Here is a 24,202-nt window from a genome sequence, read left to right as displayed (position 1 = left end):
TCAGCCCATCGACCACCTCTAATCCGCCACAATCTCAACCCTCCCAGGTCGCTCCATTCGAATCATAGAAATGTCATCCTGATCCGTTAACACATCTGGGTTGATCGCCTCCAACCCTCGAGAGGTCGAGGAAACATTCACATCGCGTGGCACAAACGCTGGTTGACTCGAATTGTACGGGTCATCACCTAACAAAGTCGGAGCTATCGGCTGCACTGGCTGGATATTCCTGTATTGCTTACTCCCCACGCGTTTCGTGAGCGAAAATGCCGATGCATCTGCACCACGACTCCCACTCCCATGCACATCACAATACCCTAATGGCTTATTCTTCTCATAATAAAGCTCCTCCATCGCAGTGCTGATCGTCTCCATCTTCCCAGTCTTCAAATTACGCACATAATCTTCACACTCCAATGTCACCCTCAAACCAGATGACTTACAAATCTGCATCGATTCGATACCTGCTGGTTTCGACACCGGCTTCGGATTAAACTTCTTCTGATACACCTTCATCGCATCAGCCCACACTGGCATCACCGTGTCCACACTGAAGGCCCCCGGATAAATCTCCTTGCGTGAACCATCCCAAAATCCTGCCCACACCGCACAACTCACATCCGCATTATATCCCACAAACCAGTTGTCCGCGAAATCACTCGTCGTCCCAGTCTTACCTGCTCCCGTAAACCCTTTCATCCCCGCAGCCTCATACCCACGCTGGCCACTCCCTTCCTTCAGTGAACTCTCTAGCATGGAATGTGTTAAGTAAGCCGTGGCCGGATGCAACGTTGCCGTCTGCGCCCCCCCTTGCCCCTTACTCGTGTACACCTCAGTGCCATCACCTCGCTCAATACGTGTCACCCAAACCATAGAGTTCGGTGTCGCTCCATTATTAGCAAACGCCGCGTACGCACGAACCACTTCAGACAAAGAAACCGATTCCGTGCCCATTAACTCCCGCGGTAAAGCCTTGGTGGTGGGCATCGTAAAACCAAAGCGCTTCGCCATCACCCGCACCTTATCCAGTCCCACCTTACGCCCTAAACGCACAGTCGCTGCAATCTTAGAGTCAGCCAGCCCTTTGCGTAACAAAATATCTCCCTCATAGCGTGGGTCCTCCACCTCTGCACCCCATTCTCCTAAAATCCCTTCAACCCCATCAATCATCACCTGCCTGTTATCCATGGCCTCATCTAACATCCTCGAGGAAAGTGTCTCTCCCGCCTCCAATGCAGCAGCATAAATGAAAGGGAAAAATGCCGTCCCCAAGGGCTTCTTACCAGCCTCAATGAAATCATACTGAGAATGAGAAAAGTCGCGACCACCGATGTAGGCAATCACCTCACCCGTCTTATTGTTAATCATCAGAGCGGCACCTTGAAGGTACTCCGGCCTGCTATTCTCCGTGCGCTTGTATTCTGCGTAAAGCGGGTGACTATAACCTGGCTGCGTCTCAGCAATCGCTAGTTGCTTTGCTAGACGGTTCTCCAAAGACCGCTGGATATCCCTATCAATCGAAGTAAAGATCCGTAAATCTCCTCGCGCCAGCTCGTCCGCTGCCACGTGTTTCTTCACCGTAGCTGCAATACGGTCATAAATATGTGAAGTATTACGCTGAATCGGGTTGGGATTCGTCACCACTGGCAAATCCTGTAACCTCTTGCTCTCTGAAATGGTTATCCGCCCTTCAATCGCCATCCGATTGAGAACATGGTCCCGCGCCTTCTTATTATTCTTCGTACTGCGTAAGGGTGAGAAAGTGGAAGGGTTCTTAATACACCCCACCAGGGAAGCACACTCTTCAACATTCAGATCTTTGGGCTCCTTACCAAAGTAACCTAAAGCCGCGGATCGCACCCCAAAATAGCCACTACCAAAGGCCACTCGGTTAAGATAAAACTCCAGAATTTTCTGCTTGGTATAATGCTTTTCAATCCGCTGTGCTAAGTAAATCTCTACCAGTTTGCGCTCGTAGCCACTCTCCCCACGCTCCAATGCCTCGTCTTTAAGGTTATAAGCATTTCGCGCCAACTGCATCGTCAAAGTACTCGCCCCAGAATCTTGACTCCCCGACTTGTAGTTGAGAATCGCAGCACGCACGATCCCCATGTAGTCCACCCCGTTGTGTTGTAAGAAGCGTGAATCCTCACCTGAAATCAAGGCATCAATCATCTTCTGGGGTACTTCCTCAATGCTGATCGGACTGCGGTTCTCCACAAATAAACGCCCGATCTCACGTTCCTCCCGGTCGTAAATCAAACTCGGTAACTCCACCACATTCACCAAAGTCATGTCATAGCCCTTGGCACGCTCCCGATACGGCTCCGTCACTACCACATAGGCAGTGTAGGCCCCCACGACACCTAAGAAGAAAACAAACACCAAAGCCAAAAACCACTTTCTCAGGAATATTGCCTTCTTGCGCACTTTCCTGCGCGAGTTAAACTTCTTTCGAATCATGATGAGCTACAATCCGCCAGCCAATAAACCAACTGACGCTAAAGACCATTACTCTGTTCCAGCGGATCGTGCAACCCCCAGCTGCATCGATTCTTACTTCATTGAACAAATCAGACGCGGTGGCCCCATGCCATTTGACCGCTGGATGAGCCTCTGCCTCTACCACCCACAATCGGGCTACTACCTCAATGGGAACCAGCACGTTGGTAAAGACGGCGATTTCTTCACCTCCGTCTCAGTGGGAGCCTGCTTCGGTATGCTACTCGCCCAGCGTGTCCTCAACTACCTCGAGCAAACAGAAAAAACGGCTCAGCCACTCCACCTCATCGAACTGGGTGCCAATAACGGACAACTCGCTAAAGACATCCTCGACCACCTCCTCACCTCTGCACCAGAAGTCTATTCCCAAATCCATTACCACATCTGCGAACCACTCGAAATCCCGCGCAATGCCCAATCCAAAACCCTCGCCGCACACGCTCACAAACTCACCCACCACGACTCGCTTGCCGCTATCAAATCGCCCTTTGACCACGCCATCATCCTCAGCAATGAACTCATCGACGCATTCCCAGTCAAACTGATCACACACACAGAGCAACAGTGGGCTGAGCTCTATGTCGATCACACCCCAGAACTCGGCTTCCACTTTAGCCCACACCCCATCCAATCCCCTGAAGCCCTAGCATTTTTAGCCCAACTCCCACCACTCCCCAATGGCTACACCACCGAGTTTCGCCCCGGCCTCGATGCCTTCACCGCGAACTGTGCGCGCCTCATCAAGCAAGGCATGGTACTCACCATCGACTATGGCTACACCCACACCGCCTACTACCACCCAGAGCGCTCCACCGGCACCCTCAGAACATACCACGGCCACAAAGCTGGAGAGAACCCGCTCGATCTCCCCACCCAACAAGACATCACCGCCCATGTCGACTTTACCCAACTCGCAACCTCCTTCCAAAAACACCAGCTCATCCCCACCTACTTCAACTCCCAATCCCGCTTCCTCACCCACCATTCCAAAGCCTGGTTAGCCCACATCGAACAACACCCAGAAACACTCCCCCATAAGCTCATCCGGCAGTTCCAAACCCTCACACACCCCACCATGATGGGACAGCAGTTCATGGTGCTTGAATGCACCAAAAATGCCCCCCCCAACCCAGAGCTCACATCCACCCTCGAACTCAACCGTCCAGACGCGTTCCCGAAACCCGCAAATTCTTAAACATCGCGGGGTCATCAAAAGTCCCACACCCTAGACGCCCCACGGGATACGTAACATCCTTTGCCTTTAAAACTGGCACCTGCATATCATCCACATAAACCGCTATCCTCCCATCCTTCCGGTGGGTCACACGAAAATTCTGCCACCGCTTATTCTCCTTACTTGAGACCAGTGGCCCTTTGTCGACGCCTATCTCAATAGCTTCATGAATCACCGTGCGTGAATCACCATCCACCCGCATCAACACCGTGTGGTACTTCCCATCCGAATTGCGACTCAGGTGCGCATAATAAAAATGCGTCTCGTCTTGGTAACCAAAAATCAAACACACGTCCCGGTTCACCGTAACTTCAGATGCTAAACTGCGTCCATCCACCGAGAAAGTGACATCGCCCCACTTGCCAGGTGCCAACACAAACCCTCCCGGACGACGCACTTTGCCAGCAACTAACGACTTCTTCGAATTATCTAATAGAAGGCTCCCCTCACTCAGCTCCCAAGTCACAGACCCATTGGCTCGATACATAGTAAGCTCATCACCATCACCACTCCATTGCCAACTTCTAACACTAGCATCAGCCAACACGGGAACTGACAAAAGTGCCGCCCAACTCAACAAAGTCACAGCATGCTTAAAAAACATACCACCACTATTGGATAATCCCCCCAAAAAGCACCAGCACCAATTCCTCCGAAAATGCGGTCTTACACCATTGAATCGAAAGATGTTATTAGTTTGGCCGTTTTCATTTCAATGCCCCCCGCACAAAAGTTGCTAGCTCAAAGGACTCCATGATTCATGCAAATGACGGGCGACACTCAACTCCTCTCAAAGCCCCTACCACATGGACACACATATTTCACACCCTCACCCCAGCAATGTCCCACCCCTCCACTTAGTTTGGAATCATGACTCGATCTGAACTCAACAAAGTAATCAAACGTGTGGGCGGAATGGCTCAGCTCCTCGACATGCTCACGCAGATCACTCGCACCCAGGACAACCAGCTAGTCCAATCTCTCACTGCCCCCTTGCATGAACCCAACACAGTCTATGATTTCTTCTCTGATATACCTGGCCGACCAGACGCAGCTTACTATCTCGAATGCGTAGACGAGTCTACATCACCCGTAGAAGGCGACATCCCCCTAGCAACCTATGACATCCTCCATCTCACCTACGGGTTTTACGCTGGTGACTCTGCAGGTGAAGGCTACATCTTCCCCTTCATAAAGTGTGCCGATAACAGGTATCACTTAATCAAGATGAAAGAGTATCCGTGGCTCGTTCACTAGTTTTCTCTGCAATGACTCCCATACACCCTCAAGCTCATCCACACCCTTTTAACCTCACCCTAATCGAACAGATCATGCACAAAACCATCTTACAACTCACCTGCCCGCCCAGATTTCGTAAGAAATGCCCTGTAACCTGGAACACTCTAACCGAGCTCGATGACTCTGATGACCGTTGGTGCACGACATGCAAGAAACAAGTACACCGAACCGATAACCCAGCAAAGCTAAAGGAGCTAGCCGACAACGGAAAATGCGTCGCAGTTCTCTATGGAGAAAACATGCTCCTTGGCCACATCGACAACCGCTACACCCCACCAAAGAAAGCAAAGCTAGTCCCCACGCCACCATCCATCTAGATAAAACCAGCCCCCTTACTATCAGAAATCTCCTAACACCCCTAAACTTTCCACTTGAAACGGCCATTTGGATTATCTACACCCCATCAATCGTATTTTTGCAATGTCGTCTACATTCCACATAGAACAGCGCGTTCATGTACACCAACACTACTAACCACTCTGTTCATAACGTGCATACACTCGACATTAAACATAAAGAGTAAACGCTCCCCCCTCGTACTTGTTCAGAGCTCTAATACCAGTCTGCCAAATCTACCTCATTTAACGTCCAGCCACTCTAACTAAAACTTCATCCTTTATCCTTCACCCATTTCCCTTACTAACACCTCATGATCACAGGAGAACTCAAATCCAAAGTCGACCGCATCTGGGATGCCATGTGGGCCGGCGGCATTGCGAATCCGCTCACCGTCATCGAGCAGCTCACCTACCTCCTCTTCATCAAGCGGCTCGATGAGCTCCACACCCTGCGCGAGCGCAAGGCCAACCGCCTCGGTGAACCGATCGAAGACCCAGTATTCTCCTCCGAGCAGCAAGACCTCCGCTGGTCACGCTTCCGCGATCTCGCACCTGAGACACTCTTCGAGCTCGTCAGCACTCAGGTATTCCCATTCATCAAGACCCTCGGCACCGCTGAAACCACAGGCGCAGAAGACTCCACCTACGCCCACCACATGAAGGATGCCATGTTCCAGTTCCCTAAGGCATCCCTCCTCGCCAACGTCATCGACCAGCTCGACGCCATCGACATGAGCGACGCCGACACCAAGGGCGACCTCTACGAATACATGCTAGGCAAGATCGCCTCCGCTGGGCAGAACGGTCAGTTCCGTACCCCGCGCCACATCATCAAGCTCATGGTCGACATGTGCGCGCCCACACCCACCGACACCATCTGTGACCCGGCCTGTGGCACCTGCGGCTTCCTCGTCTCCTCCGCTGAGTACATGCAGCAGCACCACCTCGCGGAAATCACTAAGGACGATGCCGCCCAGCAGCGCTTCTCAGAACAGACCTTCTTCGGCTACGACTTCGACACCACCATGCTCCGCATCGGCAGCATGAACATGCTCCTCCACGGCATTGAGAACCCAGACGTCCGCTACAAGGACTCGCTCGAGGAAGCCCACGCTGGGGATGAAGAAAAGTACTCCCTCATCCTCGCCAACCCACCCTTCGCAGGCAGCCTCGACTACGAATCCACCGCCAAGGATCTCCTCCAAGTCGTCAAGACTAAGAAGACCGAACTCCTCTTCCTCGCCCTCTTCGAGAAATTGCTCAAACCTGGTGGCCGCGCCGCCGTCATCGTTCCTGATGGCGTTCTCTTCGGCTCCTCAAAGGCGCACAAGACCATCCGCAAGATCCTCGTAGAAGACCAGAAGCTCGATGCCATCGTCTCCATGCCCAGCGGCGTCTTCAAGCCCTATGCTGGCGTCTCCACCGCCATCCTCTTCTTCACCAAGACCAACTCCGGCGGCACCGACAATGTCTGGTTCTACGACATGCAGGCAGACGGCTTCTCACTCGATGACAAGCGCACCCCGCAAGACACCAGCGACCTCCCAGACATCCTCACACGCTGGCAGAGCCTTCAGTCTGAAAACTGCAAACTGAACACTGCCGAGCTCGAAAGAGCGAGAACTGACCAATCGTTCATGGTCCCGAAATCGGAGATTGCGGACAATGATTACGATTTGTCGATCAATCGCTACAAGGAAGTCGAATACGAAGAAGTCCACTACGACCCACCAGCAGACATCCTCAAGAGCCTCAAAGCCCTCGACCGAGAGATCGCCAACGGCCTCACCGAACTGGAGGACATGCTGAAATGAAGATATCTTCAGCACCTCTATCTGAACACGCTGAATTTATCCGAGGCCTAACCTTTAAGCCCTCTGATAAATGTGAAACTACAGCGAGCGATGCAGTGGTTTGCATGCGCACTAAAAATGTACAGAAAGTACTCGATCAGAGTGATCTAATTGCCATTCCGTCGAGTGTTGTTAAGAACAAAAACAAGTACCTCAAGTCTGAGGACATCCTAGTATCTAGTGCAAATAGTTGGAACCTTGTCGGCAAGTGCTGTTGGGTTCCAGAGCTAGAATATGATGCAGTAGCTGGTGGGTTTATTTCTATCTTAAGGGGCAAGGATAGCGTCGACTCTCGATTTCTATACCATTGGTTTAATAGTCCTAGAACACAGACAACCGTTAGGTCCTTCGGAAATCAGACAACCAACATTTCCAACTTGGACCACAAGCGTACTCTAAAACTCGAAATCCCCCTTCCCCCACTCGCGGAGCAGAAGCGCATCTCCGCCATCCTCGATGCCGCAGACGCCCTCCGCCAACAACGCCGCAAGAGCATCGACCTCCTCGACCAGCTCATCCAGTCCACCTTCCTCCACCTCTTCGGCGACCCCGTCACCAACCCAAAAGGCTGGGAGCACTGTTCCTTGAAGGAATATGGTGTGTTCAAAAATGGACTTAACTTCGGCAAAGGCGAATCAGGCTATAACTTGTATTCTATTGGTGTGGGTGACTTCAAAAACCACACCAACATATCAGGTGTGACTGCCCTCAGTGAAATAAGCCTCAATAAACCACCAAGTGATGACTACTTGCTAGAAAACGGCGATCTCCTGTTAGTACGCTCTAACGGCAACAAAGCTTTAGTAGGCCGCTGCCTAAGCGTTACACCAGATACTCATAAAGTATCTTACAGTGGCTTCTGCATTCGCTATAGAATTGAATCCCATGAACTAACCTCTTCATATTTAGTCCACCTATTTAGATGCAAGAGCTTCAGAGAGTATATGCTTAGCGGCGGAAGAGGAGCTAATATTCAGAACATCAATCAGCAGATTCTCAACTCTCTCGACATCCCACTCCCCCCACTAGCCCTCCAACAAGAGTTCGCCAACACCGTCGAGAAGATCGAAGCCCAGAAGTCCCGCTACCGCACCCAGCTCGCCGAACTCGACACCCTCTTCCTCTCCCTCCAATCCCGCGCCTTCAAAGGCGAACTCTAAGCGAGACTTTTATGCTTTCCATTATCCTCCCAACCACTAACACTATATCTGCCTTGAGACATTATGGGCTTAAGGGTACAGCTGATGAGGTCAACTCCAAATGTGAGCATACTAGCAATAGTCATCGCCACCGCGCAGTTGTCTTCGATCACACTGTGGATGCGTGTATTCGTATTCATAGTAGTATTGTAACACAGTACACTGAATCGCGGCCTATGCTCCGGCATGGTGATAGCTCTCGCAAGAGGGTTTTAAAGCAGAGGGGATGGACTACGGACTCGCCGCTACCTGTATCCGAACCTGCGCAAGCAGGTCTCCCTTCTGTTGAGTGTAATGAATGGACGGGAGGGTGTCGTGTCTAGCTTTCGATACAAGAAGAGAGGTTATCTGCATTTTGATAGTCCTCTCTCTGAAGAGAATGCGTTAGCACTAGCTACCTCAACTGAGCGCGTGACACAACACGCCTTCTATCCTCTCATTGGTTACACGATTACTACCCCTCGTATTTCAAAGGGTGAAAATGGTGAATTTCTCAGGGAGGACAAAGATCGCCCGATCAAAGTCTGTGCTCACAGCGATGCTGCTATCTACTCCTACTACGCACACCAGCTGAGTGAGCTCTATGAAGCTGAACTCGAGATCCGAAACTTAACTAATGCTGTTACAGCTTTCAGGAGCTTACCCGGAAGGCAGATGAACAATATAGCCTTTGCAGATGAAGTGTTCCGCTACATTCAGGCGAACCGCCCATGTATTGCCATCGGTCTTGATGTGAGAAAGTTTTTCGATCACTTAGACCACACAGTTCTCCTCGAACAGTGGAAGCAATTACTCGAAGTAGAGCGCTTACCCAGTGATCACTATGCCATCTACAAAAGCCTAACATCCTTCTGCTATGTGGAACGTAAGGACGTCTACGAACGTTTTGAGATAAGCGTTCATAACCCGATGCCGAAGCACATCAACCGTCGCCGAGTCTGCTCCTCACAAAAGTTTAGAGAGGTCATACGCGGAGAGGGATTCATAAAGCCTAACCCTGAACACCACAACCGTCGTGGCATCCCTCAAGGTACACCTATCAGTGCCATTCTTTCCAATATCTACATGTTGGAGTTTGATACCACTATGCTGGCGAAGGCTAAAGATATCAACGGACTGTATCGAAGATACTGTGACGACATCATCTTCGTTGTCCCCCCTAACCATCGACATGATGTTCACGAATGCGCCCGTGACGAGATTCAAAGGCTCAACTTAGAGATTCATCCAGACAAAGTATGCGTTGTCGAATACCCTTCTGATCCAAGTCTAGCAGCCACGCATGGTAAAGCCCTCCAGTATTTAGGCTTCACCTTCGATGGTCAAAAAAAACTCATCCGCGCCTCCTCATTGTCGCGCTACTACAGCAAGATGCGCAGAGGTGTACGACTAGCTAAGCTACATCAACTTAAGCATAACAAGATTGAACTCAGTAAGGGACTCCGACCCAGCCCCCTTAAGACTCGCAAGGTTCAGATTCAGTACTCTTATCTTATTCGCAGGCGTTTTAAAAACCGTAAAGATAAAGCACACGGGAGAACAAACTTCATCACCTACGCTCTCGACGCAGCAAAGCGAATGAATGCCCCAGAGATTAAGCGACAAATAAAAGGACACGTAAAAGCCATCCGAAAGGAAAGTCAGAAGCCGTTACCTTATCGCTCTGGACGGCAGATATAGCTCAAACAAGATAACTATCGCACCATCAAAGCTTAACCGCAGCTGAGTTTTATGTTGACCATCATAAAACTAACACCAATCTAACAAAGGATGGCAGAAATAATCACAGAAGTTTTAGGAAGAGCAGATACTGGTGTATCTGTGAATCCATTCTTTTGTAAAACTGAACATGGTAGAGAGATCTATGTGAAACCCTTTGGAGTTCTGCCCACGTCTCTCATAGCAGAATGGATTGGCGGCCGTCTCGCTCAGCTAATGGACCTACCATGTGCTGATATCACTATTGTCGAGATACCACAGATTCTCGTCGAAGCTACGCGCAACCCAGAATGGTATGATCTTAAAGCAGGCTTTGGATTCGGTTCATTCTACCTTGGCTCTGACTATCGTGACCTTCAAGCTACCGACCTTACACATCTTGACCCGATGCAACTCGCTGAAGTCTTTCTTTTCGATTACTGGATTCGTAATGGGGACCGAAAAATGGGACCGGCAGCAGGCAATCCAAACACACTCGTCCATTATCTGCGCGACCATTTTCGTCTGATCGATCATGACAATGCCTTTGACCCTGCCTATTCCTTCGAAGCTGACACTTGCCTACATATTGGGCTGAGAGTGAAGGAAGTCTGGATGGTCGCAGCTAAACGCAGCGCTTGGCTGATGAAGGCACATGCAGCATGTGATGCTCTGGAGGAAATTTGGCAAGAAATTCCGGAAGAATGGTTGTATACTGATCTCGACAATCTTGAAGAAGCGAGTTACACACTCAACCAATACAGAGAGATACTCGAAGTCGCATTTACCGACCCTGATACGTTTTGGAGTCCATTTATGCCATGAACATAAAAGCATACAATACAGGTACTATCGAACTCATGCCCTACCCTGAGCATGGTGAGTTCTGTATTGTAGGTGTTTTCGCTATCGATGCTCAAGCTCGTACAATCCATTACCGTCTACAAGAGCCCAGAAAAACGAAGCGACTCAGTGGTTTTTTTCCGGAATTAGAACGGAAACTTTTCACTCGGACTCTCAAGAGCGTTCATGAAGAGTGGCTTCGTCTTGCAGACATGGTGAACAAGGGTGACCACACTGAAGAGTTCAGGGAGCTCACTAAAGTAGATGGTGCCGATATTTTCAAAGCAATCGTGCAACCACGTGAAGGGATGATCCGTCACAAGGAACGAGGCACAATTCTAAGTAAAGACATCAATGCTTGGCTAGATGAAGCATTCACAAAGATGGTTCTACGAATCGACCTAGACAGCATCTACCCTGAGGAGACTAAGTTCACGAACCACGTCAGCAGTCTTCTCAAAGAATGGAATGTAGCAGGAGCATGGAAAGCTGGCCGTGTCGGTCAGGAAGACTACCACACCACCTTCCCATTCACCTACACACCGCAAGGTGCAGAACGCGTCGAGCGGGCGATCAAGCCTCTCTTCCTTGGTCAAGACAGCGCCACTAAGATTCTAGACCACGGAGACGTATGGCTTCAAAAAGTACGTAGACTAAAACACTTCAACCTTGCTCCAGAGCTACTCATCTTCCCGGTACAGAGGCCTGTTGAAAGTGATGACATCAGACAAAAGCATGCTGATCTAGTGATCGAGGATCTCAAACAAGCTGGTGTTGAGGTGATCGAGCAGAACAATATAGCTCACCTCCAACACTACGTGCAAATTGAAGCCACCGAAAACGCACCTCTATTTACTCAGCCACAAGCCTACTGAGATAAATTTACCTCATCCGTATTCTGGACTCGCCAAGAGCTAGTAAGGTTATCTAACTTCTCTTAGCTTTTTTATTGGTCGTATTCAGCATGCTTTATGAAATTCCTCCATTCCCTCTTCTCTCGCCCTAAGCCAAAGGCTCGGCACACAATCGTCTGTACGCCTACTACACCCACTGTAGTAGATTCAGGTTCCTTGACTTTGTCTGTAGAGAGTCAGCTACATGAGTGCGCTCAAGCCACCTCTCTGCTAGAATTACCCTTTGACCAAGCGGCAAGCCCTTCCCTCTTCGCTGAACATATTCAGAGAAGTAGCGAAGACGACATCCGCGACCAACTCAACCTCGCAGCAAAGGGTACGGCTAAAAACGCCATAGCTTCCGCAAACTTTGTCATGGGCAAACGTGGTGTGGAGGTCGTTTTCAAGGACGGCATACCCAAGGGACTCGAACTCATGAAGGACAAGTTAGGCAGGCAGCTCCCGACCCTTGTAGATAGCAAGACACGCAGAACTGTAGAAACTGCACGCGTTGTCGGCAAAGGAGCTAAAGCTGCCAAAGCGGGTGCAGCAGTCGCTCTCATCGTAGTGGAAGCGGCACATATGATCAGCGGTGCTGACCAGATGAAAAAACTTCGTAAGATCGAGGCGGGCGTCGCCGAGCTACTGCATAACCATGAGTCAGAACTCCGCTCCCGCCTGGAATCCATGTACCGCCATAGCAAAGAGATCATTACTGCGAGCAATGGTAAGCTAAGCGATTTCGATCGTATGGAGATCAGCACGATCACGCGTGACCTCATGGAGCTACGAGCCCAATGGCGAGAGAAGTATCTCTACAAGCTCAAGCAGATAGATAAGGCCAACCCTAGCTTCTTCAAAAAATGGCTCCCGGGCACTCGTGAAGCTAGCCTCAAGAAATCACTCAGTGAGAAGGTCACAGAAGCCGAATCCGCTCTGGAGGCAATCCAGTGGATGCACTTCAGCCTCATGCTGCAAATGACCCTATCGGCCTACACTGGCAGGATAGATACCTTCATGCACCACACTCTAGCAGACGAACTTGTCTCATGGGAAAAGGTCATCAATGAGACTACTCACAAAGCCAAGGAGATCAGCGGCAGCACCAACATCCGAAAGGAATGGGACGACTTCCTAGACGGCCTCCGCAGCGTCCCCCAAGTCTGGGAAACCCAACACAAAAGACACTTAGAAAATGCGGTCTGAGGCTTCGACTATCTCTAAGCGCTCTATGTATTCATGTGGTCAAGCCCATTGACAGGCTCATATCACTTTCATATTAATTTATCACAAATTGATACGAAATGAATCTATCCTAATGAAGCTCCCCAAATCACCACCCACCTTCGCCGACCTTCAGAAGGAGATCTCGATGGAACGCATGTTGGCAGCTGTTGGCGCTGTAAGCTCTCACGACTCAAAATATCACCATTGGGACAAGCTGCGCTTTCACACGGCTCCTGACGGTCTAAGCACCGGAGAGTGGTGGTTCGCACTCAAAATCCGGCGTACAGGCCAAGCAATCCCTATTCCCCTCTTGGATACCCAAGGTCGCCCATTTACCTTCTTTCAGACAGAACTCATGAGCCCAGCTCTGCACAAAATAGACCTCGGCGCTGGAGGCATGATTGGCACACCTGAGCCTGTCACTAACGAGGCGACAAAAAATTACTACTATGTCAGTTCATTGATTAGGGAAGCTATTACGTCCAGTCAGCTTGAAGGTGCCGTAGTGACGCGTGAGGTAGCCAAAGAAATGATACGCTCGGAGCGCGAGCCTAATGACAAAGGCGAAAAAATGATCATGAACAACTACCGCACGATGCAACGTCTCGCGGAGTGGAAGGATCATGAACTCACACCTGCGCTCATCTTTGAAATCCATAAGGTGATCACCGAAGGCACTCTTGATAAAGAAGATGCTTCTGGCCGCCTCCGCCTAGAAGGTGAAAATGTCGAAATCGTGGATGAACGCGACTATGAAGTGCTACACTCGCCACCGTCCGCATCTGAGCTTGAGCAGCGACTCGACAAACTCTGTGCGTTCGCCAACGATACTAATTCAGATCCTTTCGTACACCCTGTCATCCGTGCCATCATCCTGCACTTCTGCTTGGCCTACGATCACCCATTCGTAGATGGCAACGGCAGAACTGCACGTGCCCTATTTTACTGGTCTATGCTACGTCAAGGCTTCTGGCTCTTCGAGTTTCTCTCCATCTCAGAAATCCTCGTGAATGCTCCAGTCAAGTATGCACGCTCGTACCTACTCACTGAAACCGACGACAACGACCTCAACTACTTCATCCATTACCAGTTAGAAGTCATCCAGAAAAGTATCCAAAACCTCCATTCCTTCATCGATAAGAAATCAAAGGAAGTCGACCAAGTGCGCACCTCTCTACTCAACCTCTCTACACCGCTCAACCACAGACAGGAAACTATCATTAACAAAGCCTCAAGAGAGCCCAATAGCCGATTCACAGCCCAGAGCCACCAAATGAGCCACCGTATCTCCTACGGCACGGCGCGCAGTGATCTGATGAACCTTGAGAAACTCAAGCTCCTTATATCACGTAAGCATGGCAAAACTTACTACTACTACCCAGCACCCGATCTGCGTGACAAACTAAGTAGCCTCTAACCTACACGACTCTCATATCATATGTTCCTCTCGCAATAGACGCATCTGATAATTTAACTTCTGTTAGCTTTCACCTCCCTCGTATGTCACAGCCTTCTAATTTCGACTTCCTTAAATCTGAATTTCCCGACTTCGCTAAGGCAGCGATGCTGGCCGAGCGTGCAGTATATCCAGATCCACATGGAGCATGCTTTCACTGCCGACGAGCACTTGAGATCGTAGTCCACTGGTTATACAAAGTGGATAACTCGCTGAGCCAACCGTATGACAACACCCTGGGGTCACTGCTCCATGAGCCAAGCTTTCAGAACCTCCTACCAGAGACAGTCTTTCAGAAAGCAAGACTACTACAAAAGACTGGTAACCAAGCAGTACATGGCAACAAGCCAGTCTATCAAATTACGGCGCAGCAGATGGTCAGCGAGCTGCATCACATCCTGTACTGGGTTGCACGCACCTACACTCGCCTAGGAGCAGCAAAGCTTCATGGAATCACATTCGACACCAAACTGATCCCCTTCCCTAAGTCGACCGCAAATCCGGCTGACAAGACCAAGCTCAAGGAGCAAGAAGCTGCCCTCAATAAGCATGCCAAGGACCTCGCTAAGAAAGAGGCCGAGATCGCTGAGAAGGATGCTGAATTAGAAGCTCTCAAACTACAGATCGCAGAAGCGAAGCAAGCCAACGAAACGGTACCTGATAGCCACGATTACTCCGAAGCTGAAACGCGAAAGTATATCATCGATGCTGAGCTCCAGCGTAGTGGCTGGGACCTGGAAGCTGAAAATGTCATCGAGTATCAGGTCACAGGCATGCCGAACAACAAAGGTGTAGGTTTCGTAGACTACGTGCTCTGGGGCCAAGACGGTAAACCGCTCGCAGTGGTGGAAGCCAAGCGCACGACTACAGATCCGAAGGTGGGCCAGCAGCAGGCCAAACTCTACGCCGACTGTCTCGGGCTAATGCACGGACAACGCCCACTCATCTTCTACACGAACGGCTACTCTACTTGGCTATGGGACGACTTAGCCTACCCACCTCGTAAAGTCTCAGGTTTTTACAAACGCGATGAGCTGGAGCGTCTAATCAACCGACGAGGTTCTCTCAAGGAACTCAGGACCGATGACATCAACGAAGAGATAGCTGGCCGCTACTACCAAAAACGAGCAATCGTAAGTATCGGAGAGGTTCTCTCTAGCAAGCGACGTAAGTCACTTTTAGTGATGGCGACAGGTACAGGAAAGACGAGAACTTCTATCGCCCTTGTAGACCTCCTACAACGCAGTAACTGGGCCAAGAACGTACTCTTCCTCGCTGATCGCATTTCCCTCGTCAATCAAGCTACAGGAGCCTTCAAAACTCACCTCCCAGAGGCAACCCCTGTCAACCTCGTTACTGAGAAAGATAAACAGGGCCGCGTCTACACCTGCACTTACCCGACGATGATGGGGCTGATCGACTCACTCAAATGTGGTGAAGCAAGATTCTCACCCGGCCATTTCGACCTCATCGTGATCGATGAAGCACATCGTTCGATCTACAAGAAGTACCAAGCTATTTTCGAATACTTTGATTGCCTGCTAGTAGGACTTACTGCCACGCCCCGTGAGGAAGTAGACAAGAACACTTACGAACTCTTCGACCTCGAACCAGGCGTCCCTACCGATGCCTACGAGCTAGAACAAGCCGTGAGTGACGGTTTCCTCGTTCCTCCGAAGGCTAAGATCATCGACATGAAGTTTCCTCGGGAAGGCATTACCTACGACGAACTCGATGAAGATGAAAAAGAGGAATGGGAATCACTCGACTGGGGGAATGGAGAGGCTAGCACTACGCCAAGCCACGTCAACGCATCAGCCGTAAACAAGTGGCTCTTTAACATCGACACTGCTGACAAGGTGCTACAGGAGCTAATGAAGAATGGCCACAAGGTAGAAGGTGGCGACCGCCTCGCTAAGACCATCATCTTCGCCCGCAACCATAAGCATGCCGAATTTATCGAAGAAAGATTCAATCACCACTATCCTGACCTCAAAGGGCATTTCGCTCGAATCATAGACAACTACAGCAAATACCCGCAGTCTCTGATCGATGACTTCTCAATTGCAGAGAAAGACCCACACATAGCTATCTCCGTCGACATGCTCGAAACTGGAATCGATGTTCCTGAAGTCTGTAATTTAGTATTTTTCAAACCTGTATACTCGAAGATCAAATTCTGGCAAATGATCGGACGTGGCACCCGCCTCTGTCCCAACCTCTATGGCAATGGTCATGACAAACAGGACTTCAGAGTATTCGACTTCTGTGGCAATTTCGACTTCTTTAGAGAAAGTCCAGAAGGCCTAGTCGCAGGTAGTGGCGAATCTCTGAGTTCACGGCTCTTCCGTAATCGAGTCGCTTTCATAGAGGCTGCTCAAGATTCAGAGAACGCCGCTCAGAGTCAGACACTCCAGAACATCCGAAATACTCTGCAGCAACAGGTCACCTCCATGCACATGGATAACTTTCAGGTTCGCCTGAAACGCGAGCTGCTAGAACCCTTGCAGTCGAAAGATTTCTGGAATCAGCAGAAACTCCCAAGCGCTGACCTACTCACCCTATCAGATGAGATCGCTCAACTTCCTGACACCCTAGAAGCGGAGAAACTGGAGGCTAAGCAGTTCGATGCAACGATGCTCACTATGCAGCTAGCCCTTATCACGGTACAAGCTTCACGGTTCGAGGGCAAGCGTAAGGTTCTGATTGAAATAGCCAGTAAACTAGAGGAGAAGAACAACATTCCAGCGGTCAGAGAACAGCTGGCACTCCTCCAAGCGATGCAGGAGGTGGAGTTTTGGGAAGGCATCACGCTCGACATGCTAGAGGATGTTCGCCTCAAGCTCCGAGACATCGTCTACTTGATCGACAAATCAGCGCAGGCCACTCTCTATACGAACTTCGAAGACGAAGTCCTCACTGTGAGAGAAGATTCAGTGATCGACATCCCTGTAATGACCGGAGCACAGTACGAGAAGAAAGTCAGAGCTTCTTTACAACAAAACCTTGACCGTATCGAGATTAAGAAACTCCGCGAAGGCAAACCTCTCACACCTCAAGATGTAGAGCAGTTACAGAATATGCTTGTCCAACTGGGCGACACAGCAGGCTCTCAGCTACTCGACGAAATGCTTGTACGCAATGAGGCTCCAAACTTACTTCTCTTCATCCGGAGCTGTGTAGGTATGTCACGAGAAGCTGCTCTCAAACACTTTTCATCTTATTTAGACAGCCAAAGCTTTAGCTCCACTCAAATTCGCTTCGTAGAACTTATCGTCTCACAACTCACAGCGAATGGGGTGGTATCTGCCGCGGCCCTCTACGAAATGCCCTTCACTAGTATCCACGCAGAAGGCCCTGATGCGGTTTTCCCTAACGCAAATGTCCTAGATGGAATCTTTGAGAAGATCGACGAACTCAACCAGGTAGCTGGGTAACCGTAGACTAAAATGACTTCTGAAACATTCGACAATGCGCATGATTCAGTTTTCTAGAGCTTGACTTAACATCACGGGCGTTGGGTTGAATGATTTGAGAGTAATACGGGATTACAAACGATGACTGAATATAAAACACCGCTTCAAGGGACATGGGCCTACGAGGCAACAGCCCTAAAGAGATCCGGTCTGCTCAAGGCGGGAACTTCGGTACAGCTCTATCGTCAGCCAAAAAATCCACATGACCGTAATGCTATCTCCGTCCATCTGGAAGGATCGATGATAGGTTTTATCCCCAAAGACCTAGCAGAGAAACTAGCTCCATTATTGGATGTAGGCAATCAAGCTTCAGCAAAGATCTCTCGCGTCACTTCAAAGAAGCCTAAGCCCCCAAATCTAGAACGCTTCCCCGGAGTCTCTATAAATATCAACATTCAAGATCCCTATGCAGATTCGGCCATAGAGCAAATCCTAACAGAAGCTGGTTCGTACAAGAACGTGAGGGGCGTGTATCGGATTTTTTGCATTCCTGAGCGAAGGTGCTACATAGGATCAGCTAAGAACATTGATGCACGCTTCCGTACGCACATACAGGACCTTAAACACAAAAGACATACAAACAAACAACTGCAGGAAGCATGGAATTCATACACGCCCTCGGATTTCCAGTTCTCGCTTCTTGAGAGTATGGAAGGTTCAGATTTTAGCTCAGCCGAAGAAAAGTGGATCAGTAAGTTCGACAGTCATCAGAACGGGTACAACGCCACCGCAGACGGGCAAGGTGCAACCGGTAAAAATACTAATATCCAGACATCAATCTCAGCATATGATCCCACCTCTCAACAACGACTTTCTGAAAAAAGAGATTTTGGTTCCCACTCTGATCTACATTCCTGCATAACTCCTCAAGCTCCCGCACCCTCTCATCCTGAGAAAAAAAGAAAAGCCGAGCCTCTGCCTATTCCATGGTTCACAATCTTGGTTTTCATCAGTTTAATTTGTCTGCTCATCTACCTCGTCGAATCTAACACATAAAGTCAAACAACCAATAAATCGTTCATTTACAGGGCTCTATGACCTCAACGTCGAATGTATCGGTACAGGTGCCAATCGGCACGAACGCCCCCACAAACCACTCATGCTATTAGCTGCAATTGAGCTTATCGATCGAGCTCATACTCCTACGAAACAGAATGGACGAACGCCCGGAATGAGCGTGCAGAATGTCAAGGCGGAGTGAAGGAGATCCGCACGCGCAGGACTACTGAATGACAACGATGGCATTCTGTAAGATAATCCGATTTACGCTAAAATCGCATAGCGCAAACTTCACTAGACTGAACCACACTCCATTCGTCTTTTCAGTGTCGAGAGATGGTATTAATCTCCACCTTTAGCTTATTTCACATGCGGTGCTAGGAATAGGCAACCTAGCTTAAACTTTTCTTGGTACCTCATCTGTTTTTGTAGCTCCTGCTGATTTCTGTAAACGCCCACCCAAAATCTCATCCTTCAAAACGGCCACACAATGGCCACACAAGCTTCTTTCCAACAAAAAACGCGACCCTCTCAGATCGCGCATTTTTTAGAGTGCAGTGGTACCGTCGACCGGACTCGAACCGGTACGTCCCGAAGGACAGCAGATTTTAAGTCTGCGGCGTCTACCAATTCCGCCACGACGGCTTTGCAATTCAGGGCCCAGTAGATGGTCCCATATGCAACCTGCGGGGCGCAGCCTACTCGCGAGATTCAATCTCGTCAATGGTTGCTTTTAGAGATTTTTTCACATCCCCACTAGATGACTCATACGCAGTGAGTAACGCAGGAAGCGCAGCCTTACTCCCAAACTTTCTCAGCGCATTTGCAGCAGATTGCAGCTGAATGGGCTCTAATTCTGGCATCATTTCTATCAAAATTTCTTCCACCATTGGCCCCGCTTCTACCAATTCTGCCTCCATCCCCACTGGGTCCCGCATCCACGCGTAAAGCACTACATCTCCCCCCTCACGCACCTTTTGGCCAATGATAAAATCCACATAACCACGCGACACCGTTTTTTGATTCAAGGCCAGTTCTCTAGCCCGCTTCAATATAATGTCTGCAGCTCCGTCCCCCTCAACACTCCACACAGTCATCGCCCCCATTAGATCTTCCCAATGTTCGTCTGAAACATTCTCAGAAAGAACCAATAACTGATTCGCAATATCTGACCTGAGCGAAAGCTTACTCACCTTTGCTAACCTCAATACTGCATCATGCTGCCGCTTGGGATCAATATGCTTCAGCTCTTTTAAATTGAGCCGGTAAAAGTTTGGATGCGCCTCATCTAGCAAAGCGTCCGAATCAGCAACCTTCATCGATTCTAAATCCACGTACACATCAATCACTCGGAGCTCGCGGTGCACCTTAGCCACAGCCCCCACCCGCTTCAAAGCCTCTGCAGCCTGATCAATGTCGACACTTGCCTCTAAATACAGGACCACCGTGGCTGGGACTTCGTTAACTTTCCGATTTTTGTACACCCGAGGTAACTCATCGCTCTTCAAGGCAGATGCTAAGTACTTGATGATGGTGTCCGTATGCGCGGGCTTGGACCGAATCAAAGTAATGGCCAGTACATCTTCCGGAGACTGAGCATCAGCTATTTTACTCTCAATAGAATCGTAACCGATGCCTAACTTATAGCGCTCTAACGCTAGTTCGGCATCTTCTTGCTCTCCCTCAGTGGACTCCACATTGATCTGAATGTCACCCTCCGAACCAGGAGACAGTTGCTCAGGATAAAGTAACGGCATCGAACACACCCCTGCTGCTAACAATAGAGCAAGGATGACTCCAACCACACGATACTTCCTGAAACCAAAGATAATCAACAAGCTACCCAGTAAAGCAGCAAACCCCGCCAAAACCCAGCGCTTATCATCAGTCACATCGGTCAAAATCCCCCCCTCTCCTCCCCCTAAGACAAACAGCAGAATCATTCCTGACATGAAACCTATCCCAATAAAAATCGAGAGAATCCTTCTCGGCCCCAAGGGCGTGAGTTCACTTGGGTCAACCTGCTGGTCATACTCAGCAGTCTCAAAAGAAACATCCGCAACCTGACCTATATCTGGACTTTTCTTTGTGAAACTCGCAAGTTGATCTGCCTTCTCACCCGGAAAATGCCGCATCGCTAGGGTATCAATGTGCTCCTCTGAGAGATCAAATGGATGCCCACAACTTCCACATTCTACCGCTTCTCCCATCAGCTCTTCTGGGACTTCAAAACGCTCGTGACACTCTGGGCATTGGATCTTTATCTCACTCATAGCTTCGCTCAACTCTTAGACTGAGCTTACTGTGCCCTTGTTAGGATGGCGAGTCACAAAATTTCTCCAATCCGACGGGTAGCACTTGCGTACAAGGAATTCGCCAGATAGAGCTTTCTCTATGTTACCTGAAGTCGAGTCCCTTCTCATCGTCCAAAACCGCGACCAAAAGATCAATACGGTCCAGCAAAACCTCGCGAAAATCCCCCGCGACAAAGCACGCGCCGAAGACAAACTCAGCAAAGATAAAAAAGCGGTGGCCGATGCCAAAACCGCCTACCAAGACAACGAAGTAGCGATCAAAAACCTCGAACTCGACATCGCTACCCGCCGCGATACCATCGCAAAACTCAAAACACAACAATTCGAGACCAAAAAAAATGACGAATATACCGCACTCGGTAATGAAGTCATCCGCTACACAGAAATGGTCGATGAACTCGAAACCAATGAGCTCGAGTTGATGGAAAAAGCTGATGAACTAAAAGCTAGTCACTCTAAAGCCATGGAGGCACTCGCGCTCACTCAAAAGGAAGTCAATAAAGACATCGCGGACCTCGACGAAAAAGCCAACCAAAACAAAGAACGCCTCCAGGAACTCCAATCCGAACGCGCCGAACTTGTCAAAGCCGTAGATGGCTCACTTCTCGCACTCTATGACCGCCTGCTCAAAAGCAAAGGTGATGACCCAGTCGCCCCGCTCAAAGGATCACAATGTGGTGGCTGCCACATGAAAGTGACTGCCTCCACTGTCGTCGCCGTCCAGTCAGAAAAATCGGTGGCCCAGTGCGAGAACTGCGGACGCATTTTATATTGCTAATTCGTGATTGCACATTGATGCTAATTGGTGAATAGCATCCCGCCCAAGCCCTTCACCCATCACCTACTTACCATCGTGCTTCCCTGGTTCGACAACGGCAAATTCCCTCTTTTTCTCGCTCCTATGGCTGGAGTGACTGATGTCACATTCCGTACCATCTGCAAGGAGCTCGGCGCAGACGTCATGGTCACCGAGTTTGTCTCCGCAGAAGGAATCGTCCGACGTGATGACCGCACCCGTAAGTATACCGAATTCCATGAAGGCCAGCGCCCGGTTGGCGTGCAGCTCTTTGGCGCCGATGGTGAACGCATGGGTGAAGCCGCTAAAAAAATCATCGATTGGAAACAACCAGATTTCATTGATATCAACTTTGGCTGCCCAGTCAGTAAAGTGGTCTCAAAAAATGGCGGTTCTTCCTTGCTGAAAGACTGCCCACTCTTGGCGTCAGTGGCGTCGGGAGTCGCTAAAGCCGTCGGTGACCAAGTCCCCGTCACCGCAAAAATTCGTGTCGGCTGGGATGAGAAAAGTATCAATGCCATCGAGGTGTGCAAAACCCTCGAAGACTGCGGCATGCAACAAATTGCTATCCACGGCCGCACCCGCTCACAGGGCTACCGAGGGGAGGCCAATTGGGAGATCATCGATGCCTGCGCCCAGTCGACCGACCTGCCAGTCATCGGCAATGGTGATATAGCTTCAGGCGAAGACGTGGAACGTCGTAAAAATTCCACCGCCGTATCAGGCCTCATGATCGGTCGCGCCGCCATGCAAAACCCATGGATCTTCCGTGAAGCCAAACACTACCTTGAAACTGGCGAACACCTTCCCCCAATCCAAATTGAAGAACGCTGGAGACTCATTATCCGCCACTGTTCACTCGCTACCCAATCAGACCGTTACGGTGGCGAAGAAAAACACACTATCATGGCCATGCGCTCACGACTCATGGCCTACTGTAAAGGCTTCTCCGGAGCCAAGGCCCTCCGCCAAAAGCTCTGCACCGTCATCTCAGTCAACGAGTTAGAAGATATCGCAGCCGACCACCTCGCTGGAAAGTTCGACCACGCACCAGTGCACAGCGAATAGCTCGACCTCTCATTCACCCTCTTTTCCCAGCAGCCATTCGAAAGCCTCTAACTGAGCATCTGTCGTTGCTAACTGGTGCCCACCTTCAAAGGAAAATAAGGCGACCTCACAACCACGTTTCTCTGACAGATAATCTGTATCAGGCTTCGTAAAAGCGATTGCCCCGTGGTCCTTATGTCCATTCACCATCGCTACACGCATCCCCTCCCGACATTGCATCGTGTAATCACGTGCTAGCCACCCACCATTCGCATAAATGCCTGCCCATGGCCGCTCAATAACTGCCGAGTAAAAATACGCCCTCAGCGCCCCGCCTGAGTCTCCCCCCAAATACACCCGACTCGGGTCATGCGAAATGACCTCTAACTGCGGCAACATCTCTCTAAAATGATCTTCGCTTACCTTGCGCAACCCCTTTTTGTTATAAAAATCGAAAGTGTGATTACTAAAGTAATCCGCAGTCACTAACACCAGGCCAGCCTTCTCAGCTGCCTCAAAATGCCGCAACATCATCCGGTATCCCGTGCCAGATGAAGAAAATAAAATCATCATCGGCGCGCTCCCATCAGCAACATAACTGGAAGGCTTATAAACGTAGTAATCAATCGTGTACTTCCCAGTGGTTTGTTTGAACTCCAAACCCCCTCCCATTTCGGTCAACTTGGCATCTAACTTTTCACGGTGGGTAAACCATTGCCTCACATATGCCTGATCACTCAGACTTAACTCCATCCGCTTCACCTCACTTTTCTCACCCGCATCATTTGCTAATGTAACCACATCAGTTTCACTGTTCCAATCCAGTACCAATGCCTGAAACTTCTTACCATCTAGGTACTGCCACTCTCTCACTGCCGTGTTGGCTGCGAGTGATCCGATTTGTAAACTCGTAATGAGGCTCAATAAAATAGCTTTCTTCATAATCTATGGGTGCTTTTCAAATACGACATTCCTTATCTAAATGAACACACTCTCCCTATCAAGTATATACCATTGCACCCCTAAC

The 24,202-nt window shown here is 49.7% G+C and carries 18 protein-coding genes and 1 tRNA gene; 14 read left to right on the top strand and 5 right to left on the bottom strand.

The features are described from left to right. Window positions 1-18 precede the first annotated feature (18 nt). Window positions 19-2,463 (bottom strand): transglycosylase domain-containing protein, encoded by a 2,445-nt coding sequence (locus ACFSW8_RS05455; RefSeq protein WP_377086515.1) that lies wholly within the window; start codon window positions 2,461-2,463, stop codon window positions 19-21. Between ACFSW8_RS05455 and ACFSW8_RS05450 the strand changes: the two genes are divergently transcribed. Beyond that, the gene (locus ACFSW8_RS05450) at window positions 2,462-3,697 is read left to right on the top strand and encodes a class I SAM-dependent methyltransferase (RefSeq protein WP_377177657.1); all 1,236 of its coding nucleotides are present in this window, start codon (window positions 2,462-2,464) and stop codon (window positions 3,695-3,697) included. The two genes, ACFSW8_RS05455 and ACFSW8_RS05450, sit on opposite strands and share 2 nt — an antisense overlap. Here ACFSW8_RS05450 and ACFSW8_RS05445 read toward each other — a convergent pair. Continuing rightward, entirely contained in the window at window positions 3,657-4,340 is a 684-nt protein-coding gene (locus tag ACFSW8_RS05445; RefSeq protein ID WP_377086519.1) for a hypothetical protein, read from the bottom strand. The two genes, ACFSW8_RS05450 and ACFSW8_RS05445, sit on opposite strands and share 41 nt — an antisense overlap. A 266-nt stretch (window positions 4,341-4,606) precedes the next feature. Between ACFSW8_RS05445 and ACFSW8_RS05440 the strand changes: the two genes are divergently transcribed. From ACFSW8_RS05440 to ACFSW8_RS05390, 11 genes are all read left to right on the top strand, one after another. Then, window positions 4,607-4,993, top strand: a complete 387-nt coding sequence (locus ACFSW8_RS05440) for a hypothetical protein (RefSeq protein ID WP_377086521.1) — start codon at window positions 4,607-4,609, stop codon at window positions 4,991-4,993. 74 nt (window positions 4,994-5,067) lie between these two features. Next, window positions 5,068-5,352, top strand: coding sequence for a hypothetical protein (locus ACFSW8_RS05435; protein WP_377177655.1), 285 nt, complete (start codon window positions 5,068-5,070; stop codon window positions 5,350-5,352). A 332-nt stretch (window positions 5,353-5,684) separates the two neighbouring features. Further along, on the top strand, window positions 5,685-7,187 hold the full coding sequence (locus ACFSW8_RS05430) for a type I restriction-modification system subunit M (RefSeq protein WP_377086527.1): 1,503 nt from the start codon (window positions 5,685-5,687) through the stop codon (window positions 7,185-7,187). A gap of 104 nt (window positions 7,188-7,291) precedes the next feature. Next, window positions 7,292-8,386 (top strand): restriction endonuclease subunit S, encoded by a 1,095-nt coding sequence (locus ACFSW8_RS05425; RefSeq protein WP_377177653.1) that lies wholly within the window; start codon window positions 7,292-7,294, stop codon window positions 8,384-8,386. A gap of 354 nt (window positions 8,387-8,740) precedes the next feature. After that, window positions 8,741-10,105, top strand: a complete 1,365-nt coding sequence (gene drt2 / locus ACFSW8_RS05420; protein WP_377086534.1) for an antiviral reverse transcriptase Drt2 — start codon at window positions 8,741-8,743, stop codon at window positions 10,103-10,105. A gap of 90 nt (window positions 10,106-10,195) precedes the next feature. Then, complete coding sequence (locus ACFSW8_RS05415) at window positions 10,196-10,948, top strand: HipA family kinase (RefSeq protein ID WP_377086536.1); 753 nt, start codon at window positions 10,196-10,198, stop codon at window positions 10,946-10,948. Beyond that, window positions 10,945-11,841: a DUF3037 domain-containing protein gene (locus ACFSW8_RS05410; RefSeq protein WP_377177651.1), complete on the top strand. Its 897-nt coding sequence runs from the start codon at window positions 10,945-10,947 to the stop codon at window positions 11,839-11,841. The genes ACFSW8_RS05415 and ACFSW8_RS05410 overlap by 4 nt, the downstream gene beginning before the upstream one ends. Before the next feature lie 96 nt (window positions 11,842-11,937). After that, window positions 11,938-13,065, top strand: coding sequence for a hypothetical protein (locus ACFSW8_RS05405; RefSeq protein ID WP_377086539.1), 1,128 nt, complete (start codon window positions 11,938-11,940; stop codon window positions 13,063-13,065). Window positions 13,066-13,177: 112 nt separating this feature from the next. Continuing rightward, on the top strand, window positions 13,178-14,503 hold the full coding sequence (locus tag ACFSW8_RS05400) for a Fic family protein (protein WP_377177649.1): 1,326 nt from the start codon (window positions 13,178-13,180) through the stop codon (window positions 14,501-14,503). A gap of 83 nt (window positions 14,504-14,586) precedes the next feature. Next, complete coding sequence (locus ACFSW8_RS05395; protein ID WP_377086543.1) at window positions 14,587-17,979, top strand: DEAD/DEAH box helicase family protein; 3,393 nt, start codon at window positions 14,587-14,589, stop codon at window positions 17,977-17,979. A 120-nt stretch (window positions 17,980-18,099) separates the two neighbouring features. Then, window positions 18,100-19,014 (top strand): HIRAN domain-containing protein, encoded by a 915-nt coding sequence (locus ACFSW8_RS05390; RefSeq protein WP_377086545.1) that lies wholly within the window; start codon window positions 18,100-18,102, stop codon window positions 19,012-19,014. 561 nt (window positions 19,015-19,575) lie between these two features. On the opposite strand, the gene ACFSW8_RS05385 is transcribed toward ACFSW8_RS05390, so the two are convergent. Both ACFSW8_RS05385 and ACFSW8_RS05380 read right to left on the bottom strand, forming a co-directional pair. Next, window positions 19,576-19,662 (bottom strand) — tRNA-Leu (locus ACFSW8_RS05385). 53 nt (window positions 19,663-19,715) lie between these two features. Beyond that, window positions 19,716-21,290, bottom strand: coding sequence for a zinc ribbon domain-containing protein (locus ACFSW8_RS05380; protein WP_377177647.1), 1,575 nt, complete (start codon window positions 21,288-21,290; stop codon window positions 19,716-19,718). Between the two features lie 121 nt (window positions 21,291-21,411). Between ACFSW8_RS05380 and ACFSW8_RS05375 the strand changes: the two genes are divergently transcribed. Both ACFSW8_RS05375 and dusB read left to right on the top strand, forming a co-directional pair. Continuing rightward, complete coding sequence (locus ACFSW8_RS05375; protein WP_377086554.1) at window positions 21,412-22,110, top strand: zinc ribbon domain-containing protein; 699 nt, start codon at window positions 21,412-21,414, stop codon at window positions 22,108-22,110. A 27-nt stretch (window positions 22,111-22,137) separates the two neighbouring features. Beyond that, window positions 22,138-23,196 (top strand): tRNA dihydrouridine synthase DusB, encoded by a 1,059-nt coding sequence (dusB, locus tag ACFSW8_RS05370; RefSeq protein WP_377091370.1) that lies wholly within the window; start codon window positions 22,138-22,140, stop codon window positions 23,194-23,196. Window positions 23,197-23,205: 9 nt separating this feature from the next. Here the strand turns inward: dusB and ACFSW8_RS05365 are convergent, their stop codons facing one another. Beyond that, entirely contained in the window at window positions 23,206-24,117 is a 912-nt protein-coding gene (locus tag ACFSW8_RS05365) for an alpha/beta hydrolase family protein (RefSeq protein WP_377086555.1), read from the bottom strand. Between the last annotated feature and the right edge of the window lie 85 nt (window positions 24,118-24,202).

The organism is Rubritalea tangerina (assembly GCF_042683245.1).
Lineage (GTDB): Bacteria > Verrucomicrobiota > Verrucomicrobiia > Verrucomicrobiales > Akkermansiaceae > Rubritalea > Rubritalea tangerina.
This window is presented reverse-complemented; position numbering and strand designations above follow the sequence as displayed.

Excerpts from the sequence above, each read along its gene's own strand:
- ACFSW8_RS05375 (WP_377086554.1), top strand. The coding sequence starts at position 21,412 with ATGTTACCTGAAGTCGAGTCCCTTCTCATCGTCCAAAACCGCGACCAA.
- ACFSW8_RS05390 (WP_377086545.1), top strand. The coding sequence starts at position 18,100 with ATGACTGAATATAAAACACCGCTTCAAGGGACATGGGCCTACGAGGCA.
- ACFSW8_RS05400 (WP_377177649.1), top strand. The coding sequence starts at position 13,178 with ATGAAGCTCCCCAAATCACCACCCACCTTCGCCGACCTTCAGAAGGAG.
- ACFSW8_RS05430 (WP_377086527.1), top strand. The coding sequence starts at position 5,685 with ATGATCACAGGAGAACTCAAATCCAAAGTCGACCGCATCTGGGATGCC.
- ACFSW8_RS05365 (WP_377086555.1), bottom strand. The coding sequence starts at position 24,117 with ATGAAGAAAGCTATTTTATTGAGCCTCATTACGAGTTTACAAATCGGA.
- ACFSW8_RS05425 (WP_377177653.1), top strand. The coding sequence starts at position 7,292 with ATGCGCACTAAAAATGTACAGAAAGTACTCGATCAGAGTGATCTAATT.
- ACFSW8_RS05380 (WP_377177647.1), bottom strand. The coding sequence starts at position 21,290 with ATGAGTGAGATAAAGATCCAATGCCCAGAGTGTCACGAGCGTTTTGAA.
- ACFSW8_RS05445 (WP_377086519.1), bottom strand. The coding sequence starts at position 4,340 with ATGTTTTTTAAGCATGCTGTGACTTTGTTGAGTTGGGCGGCACTTTTG.
- ACFSW8_RS05435 (WP_377177655.1), top strand. The coding sequence starts at position 5,068 with ATGCACAAAACCATCTTACAACTCACCTGCCCGCCCAGATTTCGTAAG.
- ACFSW8_RS05410 (WP_377177651.1), top strand. The coding sequence starts at position 10,945 with ATGAACATAAAAGCATACAATACAGGTACTATCGAACTCATGCCCTAC.
- ACFSW8_RS05440 (WP_377086521.1), top strand. The coding sequence starts at position 4,607 with ATGACTCGATCTGAACTCAACAAAGTAATCAAACGTGTGGGCGGAATG.
- ACFSW8_RS05450 (WP_377177657.1), top strand. The coding sequence starts at position 2,462 with ATGATGAGCTACAATCCGCCAGCCAATAAACCAACTGACGCTAAAGAC.
- ACFSW8_RS05455 (WP_377086515.1), bottom strand. The coding sequence starts at position 2,463 with ATGATTCGAAAGAAGTTTAACTCGCGCAGGAAAGTGCGCAAGAAGGCA.
- ACFSW8_RS05405 (WP_377086539.1), top strand. The coding sequence starts at position 11,938 with ATGAAATTCCTCCATTCCCTCTTCTCTCGCCCTAAGCCAAAGGCTCGG.
- ACFSW8_RS05395 (WP_377086543.1), top strand. The coding sequence starts at position 14,587 with ATGTCACAGCCTTCTAATTTCGACTTCCTTAAATCTGAATTTCCCGAC.
- ACFSW8_RS05415 (WP_377086536.1), top strand. The coding sequence starts at position 10,196 with ATGGCAGAAATAATCACAGAAGTTTTAGGAAGAGCAGATACTGGTGTA.